Source organism: Agrobacterium sp., from assembly GCF_032092815.1.
Classification (GTDB): Bacteria; Pseudomonadota; Alphaproteobacteria; order Rhizobiales; family Rhizobiaceae; genus Agrobacterium.
Window position 1 is genome coordinate 20,231 of the sequence record NZ_DAMDBP010000047.1, and the last position, 9,740, is coordinate 29,970.

The 9,740-nt window shown below is 55.5% G+C and carries 8 protein-coding genes; 4 read left to right on the plus strand and 4 right to left on the minus strand.

Features of this window, described 5'->3' with window-relative positions; genetic code table 11:
• Positions 1–285 precede the first annotated feature (285 nt).
• The 3 genes from RT613_RS20365 (at position 286) to RT613_RS20375 (ending at position 3,558) form a co-directional block, all read left to right on the plus strand.
• The gene (locus tag RT613_RS20365; RefSeq protein WP_313618205.1) at positions 286–1,776 is read left to right on the plus strand and encodes a leucyl aminopeptidase; all 1,491 of its coding nucleotides are present in this window, start codon (positions 286–288) and stop codon (positions 1,774–1,776) included.
• 78 nt (positions 1,777–1,854) lie between these two features.
• On the plus strand, positions 1,855–2,304 hold the full coding sequence (locus RT613_RS20370; protein ID WP_313618206.1) for a DNA polymerase III subunit chi: 450 nt from the start codon (positions 1,855–1,857) through the stop codon (positions 2,302–2,304).
• 222 nt (positions 2,305–2,526) lie between these two features.
• Entirely contained in the window at positions 2,527–3,558 is a 1,032-nt protein-coding gene (locus RT613_RS20375; protein ID WP_313618207.1) for a sensor domain-containing diguanylate cyclase, read from the plus strand.
• 57 nt (positions 3,559–3,615) lie between these two features.
• Here RT613_RS20375 and RT613_RS20380 read toward each other — a convergent pair whose 3' ends face one another.
• The 4 genes from RT613_RS20380 to RT613_RS20395 all read right to left on the minus strand — a co-directional run bounded on the left by RT613_RS20380 (position 3,616) and on the right by RT613_RS20395 (position 8,661).
• A complete protein-coding gene (locus tag RT613_RS20380) occupies positions 3,616–4,542 on the minus strand; it encodes a Gfo/Idh/MocA family oxidoreductase (protein WP_313618208.1) in 927 nt (308 codons plus the stop codon).
• Positions 4,543–4,690: 148 nt separating this feature from the next.
• Positions 4,691–5,545 carry a polysaccharide deacetylase family protein gene (locus RT613_RS20385; protein WP_313618209.1) on the minus strand — a complete coding sequence of 285 codons (855 nt, stop codon included), beginning with the start codon at positions 5,543–5,545 and terminating at the stop codon, positions 4,691–4,693.
• A 104-nt stretch (positions 5,546–5,649) separates the two neighbouring features.
• A complete protein-coding gene (locus tag RT613_RS20390) occupies positions 5,650–7,533 on the minus strand; it encodes an ABC-F family ATP-binding cassette domain-containing protein (protein WP_313618210.1) in 1,884 nt (627 codons plus the stop codon).
• Positions 7,534–7,614: 81 nt separating this feature from the next.
• Complete coding sequence (locus RT613_RS20395) at positions 7,615–8,661, minus strand: GGDEF domain-containing protein (RefSeq protein WP_313618211.1); 1,047 nt, start codon at positions 8,659–8,661, stop codon at positions 7,615–7,617.
• A 252-nt stretch (positions 8,662–8,913) separates the two neighbouring features.
• Here RT613_RS20395 and RT613_RS20400 point away from each other — a divergent pair, with 252 nt between their 5' ends.
• Positions 8,914–9,603 (plus strand): glutathione S-transferase family protein, encoded by a 690-nt coding sequence (locus tag RT613_RS20400; protein ID WP_313618212.1) that lies wholly within the window; start codon positions 8,914–8,916, stop codon positions 9,601–9,603.
• Positions 9,604–9,740: the final 137 nt, after the last annotated feature.

A 9,740-nucleotide genomic window follows, 5' to 3' on the forward strand; every position in this document is an offset into this window, starting at 1 on the left:
CTCTGTGGCGGTCACAAATCCGTTTTATAAAATGTTTTTTTGTGACGTTGTGTCTTTTCATCCGTTGCTTATGACGTGCTCAGCCTTGTCGCAAGCTTGTCTGCCTCTTTGATCATCAATTGTGTGCAATGAATCATCAAAATGACAGCTTCGAGATGGATTGAACACTTGCGCTGGTCATTTAAAAGACCATGATCGGCACGCTGGTTTGATCTTTCTGTGGCATCTCCGGGATGCCCGATCCACGAACCGGTCCTTAAACGATTACGTATGAGCAGGAAAATCATGTCCGCCAAGTTCAATATCTCTTTCGCCAAATCCGCTTCCCTCGAAGGGGCCGTTGCCGTGTTGTTGCAGGCGGCGGGTGAAGATGCGCCCGCCGGTGCCGAGCAGGCTGATCCGGGTGGCGTGATAGCCAAGGCGGCGAAGATTACAGGCTTTTCGGCAAAGTCGATGAGCGTGCTCGATGTTCTCGCCCCGCATAATTCCGACGCGGACCGTCTGGTGGTGCTCGGCCTCGGCAAGCCGGGCAAGCTGGTGGCGCATGACTGGCTGCGTGCTGGCGGCGTTGCTGCCGCCAATTTCAAGAAGGCAAGCAAGGTCGTCATCTATACCGATGCACCGGGTGTGGACGTCGATGGTGAAGCTGTCGGTGGTCTGGCACTTGGTCTGCTGCTGCGCGCCTACTCCTTTGATGCCTACAAGACAAAAAAGAAGTCCGACGACGAAAAGACACCCAAGAGCGTTGAGGTGACGATTGTCACCACCGCGCATGATGCCGCCGAAAAAGCCTTCAAGACAGCGCAGGCCGTTGCCGATGGCGTCAATCTGGCGCGTGAACTGGTCAACCTGCCGCCGAATGTGCTGGGTCCGGAAGAATTTGCCGACAAGGCTGTCGAGTTGCAGAAGCTCGGTGTCGAAGTGGAAATCCTCGGCGAAAAGGAAATGAAGAAGCTCGGCATGGGCGCATTGCTCGGTGTGGCACAGGGCTCCGTGCGTCCGCCACGCCTGGCTGTCATGCAATGGAAGGGTGGTTCCAAAAAGGATGAGCCTGTTGCTTTCGTCGGCAAGGGTGTGGTGTTCGACACTGGCGGTATTTCCCTGAAGCCAGGTGCTGGCATGGAAGACATGAAGGGCGATATGGGTGGCGCTGCCGCGGTGACTGGCCTCATGCATGTCCTGGCCGCCCGCAAGGCCAAGGTCAATGTGGTTGGCGTGATCGGTCTTGTTGAAAACATGCCTGACGGCAACGCGCAGCGTCCGGGCGATATCGTTACCTCGATGTCTGGCCAGACCATTGAAATCATCAACACCGACGCGGAAGGTCGCCTCGTGCTGGCCGATGCGCTGTGGTACACGAATGACCGCTTCAAGCCGAAATTCATGATCAACCTCGCAACGCTGACCGGTGCGGTCACGGTTGCTCTGGGCAATCTGCAGGCTGGTCTGTTCTCCAATGACGACGAACTTTCTGCGCGTCTAAGCACCGCCGGTGACGTGACTGAAGAAAAACTGTGGCGTCTGCCGCTCGGCAAGGACTATGACAAGATCATTGATTCCAAGTTTGCGGACATGAAGAACAGTGCTGGGCGTCTGGCCGGTTCGATCACCGCAGCGCAGTTCCTCAAGCGTTTTGTGGGTGACACCCCTTGGGCGCATCTGGATATTGCCGGAACGGCAATGGGTTCTCCGCTGACGGAAATCAACCAGTCCTGGGGTTCCGGTTACGGTGTGCGCCTGCTGAACGAACTGCTACGCGCGCACTACGAAGATTGATGACCACGACCCGGAGCGGATATTCGTTCCGGGTCTTTCCATCGTAAGTGAGTATTGAATAAAGGCGTGGGCATTCCGATGACGGAAGTTCTTTTCTACCATCTGACGGAATCGAAGCTGGAGGATGCCCTGCCGCCCTTGCTTGAAAAAAGTCTGGAGCGCGGCTGGAAGGTCGTGGTGCAAACGGCTGCCGACGAGCGGCGAGATCTCTTGGACACGCATCTCTGGGCATTTCGCGACGACAGTTTTTTGCCGCATGCCACAGAAGCTTCGGATGAGGCCGCAAACCAGCCAGTGCTGCTGACCAGTTCACAGGACAATATCAATCAGGCCACGGTGCGTTTTATTGTCGATGGTGCCGAGCCACCGTCCATCGATGCCTATGAGCGTATCGTCTTCATGTTCGACGGTTATGATGCAGGTCAACTCGAGGGCGCGCGTAGCCAGTGGAAAAAACTGAAAGGCGAGGGGCATAACCTCACCTACTGGCAACAATCGCCAGAGGGGCGCTGGCAGAAAAAAGCCTGAGGCGAGCGCCTTATCTGCCTGACAAGGGCAGTCTTTTTGGCAGCGGTACGCTGCCAACCCAATATCTCAATGGAAATAATTACGGGTTGATTCTCATGTGGATCAATATCTTAATTTGCTTATAGAACTTTGTTTTGTTGTTACGTCACGGCTAATGTTTTGTGTCGTGAGCCCTGATCGAGGACAGCAGTCTCCTCGATACGGGGCGAGAGAGGAGACACAATGGGTCTGAACGTTCCAGTGCCGGACAACGAAGCTGAACGATTGCTGGCGGTACGATCGATCATGCCTTTTGGCATTGAGCCCACTCCGGAACTGTCGGCTCTGACGGAACTGGCGCAAAACGTGTTTTCCACCCTGCGTGCCGCCATTCATATTGTCGATGAAGACTGGATGCATATTGCCTATCAGGCAGGCATGCAGCTTTCGGCTTGCTCGCGGGATATCTCGATCTGCTCACGGGTCATCGCCACACAAAAGGCCGTCATCATTCCGGATCTGGCGTTGCATCCTGACTTGAAGGTGATGCCCTATGTGCAGGGTGGACCGGGCCTGCGCTTTTATGCCGGTGTGCCGATTGAGCTTGATACCGGTCTGATGGTTGGCGCCTTCTGCATCGTTGATACCTATCCGCGCGATCTGTCACCCAACGAGATCGAAAGTCTGCACCGCTTTGCCGTGCTGGCAGCGGCATTGCTGCGTTTGCAACGCGCCAATTTCACCATGAGCCTTGCCGAACAGGATTTGAAAACGGCTGCCATGACCGACCCACTGACAGGGTTCTTTAACCGCAAGGCGCTCGACCATCTCGTGACCTTGCAGCTCAATGCCGCCCTACGGGACGACCAGTTCTTTGGTGCGCTCTATCTCGATATGGATGGCTTCAAGGCCATCAATGACACATTGGGGCACAGCGCTGGCGACACGGTGTTGCAGGAGGCCGCCATTCGCATACGTGAGACGGTGCGTGCCGAGGATGTGGTGATCCGGGTTGGTGGCGATGAATTTGCGATCTTTATTCCAAGACCGGTTGGCCCTGAGAAACTGGCTGAACTTGCAGAGCGGTTGCTGGTGGCATTCCGCGAACCCTTCGATGCCGATGGCGAACATCTCGTTCATGCCAGATTAAGCATTGGCGGCGCCATTGCGCCGCAGGCAGGGCGGGATCTCGGAACCTTGCTGCGCACCGTTGACAAGGCGCTTTATCAAGCCAAGGCCGAAGGCCGCGACCGCTTCGTCTGCCGCACCAGCTGATCGACATCAGCAGGGGTTTTCCGCGCCACTGCAAAGAGCGGCGCGGAAAGAAACACATCAATCGTAGAAGGAATCCACGAACTTGTGACGGCCTAGCAGGAATGCATCGGCAACATGCGTGAGTGGTGCCAGATCGACATCCGACTGCTTCGCCTTGATGATCTCGGCAAAACGCTCGTAAAGCGCTGGATATTCGCGCTCTGGCTCGGAAAATTTCAACTCACCATTGATCGACAGCTTCGCGCCGCCCTCCGACAGAATCATCTGTCCTGCGTCGGTTTCGGCAATGATGTCCCAGCTCTGCTTGCCCGTCTGGCGCCAGTCAAATTCCGCGTGAACATCAAGGCCGGTTACATCGGCAAAATGAATGTCGGCGGCAATCGGCGCGTCACGGTTTTCAGGGAATTCAAGCGTTGCCTTTGTGATGAACAAGGCGCGCGGCAGGATATGGGTGATGATTGACAGGGCATTGATGCCGGGGTCGAACACCCCAAGACCGCCAGCCTGCCAGATCCAAGCCTGGTTTGGGTGCCAGTGGCGCACATCTTCTTTCCAGATAACGTGAACACTGTTGAGCTTGGTGGAAGCGAGGAAGGACTTGGCCTCCTCTACCGCAGGCGCGTATCGCGAATGCCAGCTTGCAAACAGCGAAAGACCCTTGGAATCGGCAATGCGAACCAGGTCCTGCACTTCTGACAGAGTGGCGCCCGGTGGCTTTTCAAGGAACACGTGTTTGCCAGCCATCAGCGCCTTGTGGGCAGCCTCGTAACGATACTGCGGCGGCATGCACAGCGATACAGCATCCACCTCGGGCACGGCCTCCAGCAGTGCTTCGATTGTACCGTAGGAAGGGACGCCCTCAACGGTGCCGTGGCGGCTTGCCGTAGCGATCAGGTTGAAATCCGGGTTGCTGGCAATGGCCGGAAGATGCTGGTCCCGGACGATTTTACCAACGCCAACGATGGCGAGCTTTGTACTTGGCATGATTGCTTTAATCCGTCTGACTGTTCACGCTATAAATATTATTTTACAGGGTTGTAGCAGAAAGATGAATGCGAGCAAGATGGGCGCGAAGTAATCCGCGCCCAAGTTTTTTCTCCGACGTTCATGCCTGTGAAATATAAGCTTTTTGTTAGATGCCTGCGACCAGCATCGGTTTGGCTGCAGGCTTTTTGTAACGTAAATGTACGACTTTATAACCTTCCGCCTTCAGTTGCGTGAGAAGGGCGGGCAGCATGCTTGCAGTGCGTCTGTGAATGTCATGCATCAGGATGATACCGCTGCCGCGATGGCGCAGGGCCTCCATGGTGCGCGAGGCAACCACAGCCTGTGTGTCCTTGAAGTAGTCTTTCGAATCGATTTGCACATCCATGATGATCATGCCGCGGCTGTCGAGCGTATGGCGCAGGCGGCCTGTGTCGGCGAGGTAGGGGAAACGGAAAAAGGCAGCCTCGGTTTCCGTTGCATCGGCAACAGCCTTGGCGCCTCTGGAAATCTCTGACAGTGCCTGGTCAAACGATAGCGAGCGCAGGTTGGCATGACGGTAGGTGTGGCTGCCGATGCTGTGGCCTTCGGCCACAACCTTCTTGGCAATGTCGGGGTGAGACCTGGCCATTTCTCCAACCATCAGGAAGGTTGCTTTCACGCCAAACTCGTCAAGTGTCGCCAGAATGGATTCCGTTTTGCCGGGAACCGGGCCGTCGTCGAAACTCAGCACCACTTCCTTGTTGGCAAGGCTGATATCGGCAAAGGAGGAGACGATGATGTCGCGGCCGGCAAGCTCTTTGGGATTGGACGGGTGCATCCACGCAACCGGCGACAGCGCGACCGGGTCATTTGCCAAGACCGGACCATGTACTGGCCCCTGCGCCGGCATGGTGGCGGCAAAGGAGGTCTTCAGCGAGGCGCCGTTGAGATTGGGTTTTCCGGCGCAACCAGAAAGGCAGACAGAAACGAGTGCGGCGGCGGAGATGGCGCGAAACAGCATGAATATTCTCGAAAAAAGAGCAGGCTCAAGTGCCTGCGACTTTCTCCGATTATGGTTAATGGCTGGTTACCGACGCATATGCTTTTTAATAGACGGGTAAGGTTTCAGCCCGCCATTGCCTCTTCGTATTCGCTGGAAAGCAGCAGCCATTGCTCTTCTGCATCAGACAGCCTGGCGGCGGCTTCACCCCGTTCCTTGACCTTTTGAGCAGCCTTGGCCGGTGCCTTTTCATAGAGCGCCGGGTCTGCAAGTTCGGTATCAAGAGACTGAATCAGCTTCTCAAGTTTTGCAGTCAGGGATTCGATTTCATTGATCTTTTTCTTGAGCGGAGCAAGCGACGCGCGCTTTTCGGCATTGGCCTTGCGCTGATCCGCCTTTGAAGCCGTATCTACTGCGATTTCAACTTTTTCTTCTTTTTTTTTGCCGGAAGAAACGATGAGGTCGCGATACTCATCCATGTCGCCTTCGAAGGTCGTCACGGTGCCGTTGTTCACCAGCCAAAGCCGGTCAACGGTCGCCTCGATCAGGTGGCGATCGTGGGAGATCAGGATAACCGCACCATCATAATCATTGAGCGCTTCGATCAGCGCACGACGGCTGTCGATATCAAGATGGTTGGTCGGTTCGTCGAGGATCAGCAGGTTGGGTGCATGGAATGCGGCAAGGCCCATCAGTAGGCGAGCCTTTTCACCACCGGACAGATCCTTGGCAGCCGTTGCCATCTTTTCTGTGGCAAGGCCCATCTGGGCAACACGGGCGCGTACCTTGGCTTCCGGTGCCTCCGGCATCAGTTTGCGCACATGCTCGACCGGTGTTTCGTTCGGCACCAGATCATCCAGCTGATGCTGGGCAAAGAAGCCGATCTTCAGCGAAGAGGCGAGACGCAGATCACCGCTTTCCGGCGGCAGTTTGCCGGAGATGAACTTGGCAAATGTCGATTTGCCGTTGCCGTTTGAACCGAGCAGCGCAATGCGGTCGTCATTGTCGATCCGCAGGTTGAGGCCTTTCAGGATCGGTTTGCCTGGTGTGTAACCCACTGCACCGCCATTGATGGCAACGATCGGCGAGGCGGGTTGTTTTTCCGGTTCCGGAAAGGTGATCGGTTGAACGTGATCTTCTATCACCGAGGCGACGGTGCCCATGCGTTCCAGTGCCTTGACGCGGCTCTGCGCCTGTTTGGCCTTGGAGGCCTTGGCCTTGAAGCGATCAATGAAACTCTGCAGATGTTTGCGCGCTGCATCGTTCTTGGCCTTGGCCTTCATCTGCAGTTCGTCGTTTTCGGCCTTCTGGCGCTCAAACTGGTCATAACCACCGCGGTAGAAGGTCAGCTTCTTCTGATCCAGATGCACGATAGCGTTGACCGCGTTGTTCAACAGGTCGCGGTCGTGGCTGATGATGATGACCGTGTAGGGGTAACGGCGGATATAATCTTCCAGCCACAACGTGCCTTCAAGGTCTAGGTAGTTGGTCGGTTCGTCGAGCAGCAGAAGGTCCGGCTGGGCAAACAGCACAGAGGCAAGTGCAACGCGCATGCGCCAGCCACCTGAAAAGGACGAGGCCGGGCGCAGCTGGGCTTCCTGATTGAAGCCGAGACCGGCCAGAATGCTGGAGGCACGGGCCTCAGCCGAATGGGCATCAATATCGACAAGCCGCATCTGGATTTCGGCGATGCGGTGCGGATCGGTCGCCGTTTCGGATTCCAGCAGCAGTGCTGCGCGCTCCTTGTCGGCAGAAAGCACGATCTTGATCAGGCTGTCTTCGGTGCCGGGCGCTTCCTGTGCAACCTGTCCGATACGCGCATTTTTAGGGATCGATACCGACCCGCTTTCCGCGCTGAAATCGCCCGTTATCACCCTAAACAGGGTGGATTTTCCCGCCCCGTTGCGTCCGACCAGACCGGCCTTTGTACCGGAAGGCAGTGTCACGCTGGCGTGGTCAAGAAGAAGGCGTCCGGCAATGCGGGCTGAAAGGTCGCTAATCGTAATCATGGCGCCGTTTTGGCTGAACTCGCGCCCTAAGGCAAGAGCGCGAAAGCCACAGTTTACGTCAGGAATTTTGGTGCTTTGAATTCAGGCGCCGATTTGCAGCAGATAGCTGTTGCGCGAGCGTTTTGCGACGTCACGCGAATAGGGAACCACACAGTTGCCTTCGCGGCTACGCGCGGCCAGCAGGGAAATTTCGGCATTGGCATAAAACTCGGCGGCCGAGGTCAGGCCATCGATAACCGCAACGCCGATTGACACGGTGAGTTTGTCGTCCTGGCCAGTCTTGTTGACGAAACGTAGCGATTCCACAGAGCGGCGCAGGCGTTCAGCAATGTTTTCGGCAGAGTTGAGCGGCACTTCGGAAAACAGGAACGCAAATTCATTGCCAGCGGTGCGGGCGACAAAATCCTGCTTCTTGATGGATTTGCGAAACAACGCGGCCAATCGGCGCGAGGCACGGTTGCCAGCCGTTGGGCCATACCGTTCAATCACCTGACGGAAATTGTCAATATTGACCAGCAACATGGCGCAGGATGCCTGCGGTTTCTTGTCGATGAACAATGCCGACAGCTTTTCCGAAAATGCAATGCGGTTGGGCAGCATCGTCAGGTGGTCACGCAGGGAAATATGGCGCGCCTTTTCAATGCTGGCTTCACATTCCTTCATCGTTTCCAGGCCCTTGGTCACGAAATGCAGAAGGCTTGATTGTTCCTCATGCAGGGAAGTCGCAAATTGCAGCAACTCTTCCTGCGTACCGATGTGCTCAGCATCCAGCCCGGACGAGCCGAGAAGTGTAGTGGAGCGTTGCAACGCGACAGACAGGCGCTGGGAAATCTGGTCGATTGTGCGGCTGATTTCAGATGCGGCCTTGCCAGCCGTAATGCCACAATGCCCGGGAAGATTATATTTCAGGCCGATTTCATCGAGGTCATGCTGCTGCGGCGCATTGCCAAGTGCAAGTATATCGCGCCCCATTTCCGGGTTGTGACCGGACAGCACTTCGTAGAACAGTTCATAATTGCGAGGAATCGGCGCAATATGCATCTTGGCCATGAACTGAATGATTTTGGAAGCAACAAGGTTGTTCCTGGCAACGCTTTTATTCGCTTTTTTAGCCAGTTCAGCGCCCATATCCTCTGTGTCCTTTTGTCGAACGCAATCAAGTTCGTGCGATTACTTGTAGTTTTCATGGTTAGTGCAGAAATTCCATCATGTTATGGCAAACTCTCCTTAAAATTGAATAAAGGCACCAATGCAGAATCGAGTATTTTTGGAACGATGCTTCGCTATTGTTATTGTTGATAGGCGCCATGACATTTGCTGATTTGATTGCAAACGGCAGATGAGGTTTGATGCGTAAAGTGCAGTCAGGAGACGATGAGAATGTCGAGAACGCTTTATTCCCTTTGCGGCAAGGATACGACCCGGCCGTTTTCACCGCATTGCTGGAAGACCGTTCTCGCCCTGGGGCACAAGGGATTGGATTTTGAAGAACGGCCGCTGCCGTTCAGCGCTATCCCGGATGTCGAGGGCGGTTTTTCAAAAACAGTGCCCATTTTGCGCGACGGCGATTATCTGGTGAATGACAGTTTCCAGATCGCGGCCTATCTGGATGAAGCCTATCCCGAACGACCATCGCTGTTTAATGGCGAGGGCGGCAAGGCCATGGCCCGGATGATCGAGAGTTGGTCGCAGACAACCCTTCATCCTGCAATTGTTCGCATCGCGGTTGTGGATATTCACGACATGCTGGAGCCAAAGGATCAGGTATATTTCCGCGAAAGCCGCACGCGTGCGCTGGGTCGGTCGCTGGAAGAGGTAACGGCAACACGGGAGGCAGAAATTGCCGCCTTTCCGCAAAGGCTGGAGCCGCTGCGCCGTACATTGAGCTACCAGCCGTTCATCGGCGGTGATGGTCCGCTGTTTGCCGACTACATCGTGTTTGGCGCGCTGCAATGGGCACGGATCGTTTCCGGCGTTGATCTTTTTGCCGCTGACGATCCGGTGCGGGAGTGGTTCGAGCGCTGCCTTGACCTTCACGGTGCAAGGGGTCGCAGTGTGACGCCTGCATGAAACTTGGGCTGTCCCCCTTGTTTTCGGGCCTTTGGGCGGGTAAACACCGCCCACTTTCTTTTCAAGACAGGGAAACGGACTTATGGCGATTGAACGCACATTTTCGATGATCAAGCCGGACGCAACCAAGCGTAACC

Bases quoted from the DNA above. Each gene is read 5' to 3' on its own strand.
- RT613_RS20365 (WP_313618205.1), top strand. From the start codon at position 286: ATGTCCGCCAAGTTCAATATCTCTTTCGCCAAATCCGCTTCCCTCGAA.
- RT613_RS20395 (WP_313618211.1), bottom strand. From the start codon at position 8,661: ATGGGCGCTGAACTGGCTAAAAAAGCGAATAAAAGCGTTGCCAGGAAC.
- RT613_RS20380 (WP_313618208.1), bottom strand. From the start codon at position 4,542: ATGCCAAGTACAAAGCTCGCCATCGTTGGCGTTGGTAAAATCGTCCGG.
- RT613_RS20370 (WP_313618206.1), top strand. From the start codon at position 1,855: ATGACGGAAGTTCTTTTCTACCATCTGACGGAATCGAAGCTGGAGGAT.
- RT613_RS20400 (WP_313618212.1), top strand. From the start codon at position 8,914: ATGTCGAGAACGCTTTATTCCCTTTGCGGCAAGGATACGACCCGGCCG.
- RT613_RS20375 (WP_313618207.1), top strand. From the start codon at position 2,527: ATGGGTCTGAACGTTCCAGTGCCGGACAACGAAGCTGAACGATTGCTG.
- RT613_RS20385 (WP_313618209.1), bottom strand. From the start codon at position 5,545: ATGCTGTTTCGCGCCATCTCCGCCGCCGCACTCGTTTCTGTCTGCCTT.
- RT613_RS20390 (WP_313618210.1), bottom strand. From the start codon at position 7,533: ATGATTACGATTAGCGACCTTTCAGCCCGCATTGCCGGACGCCTTCTT.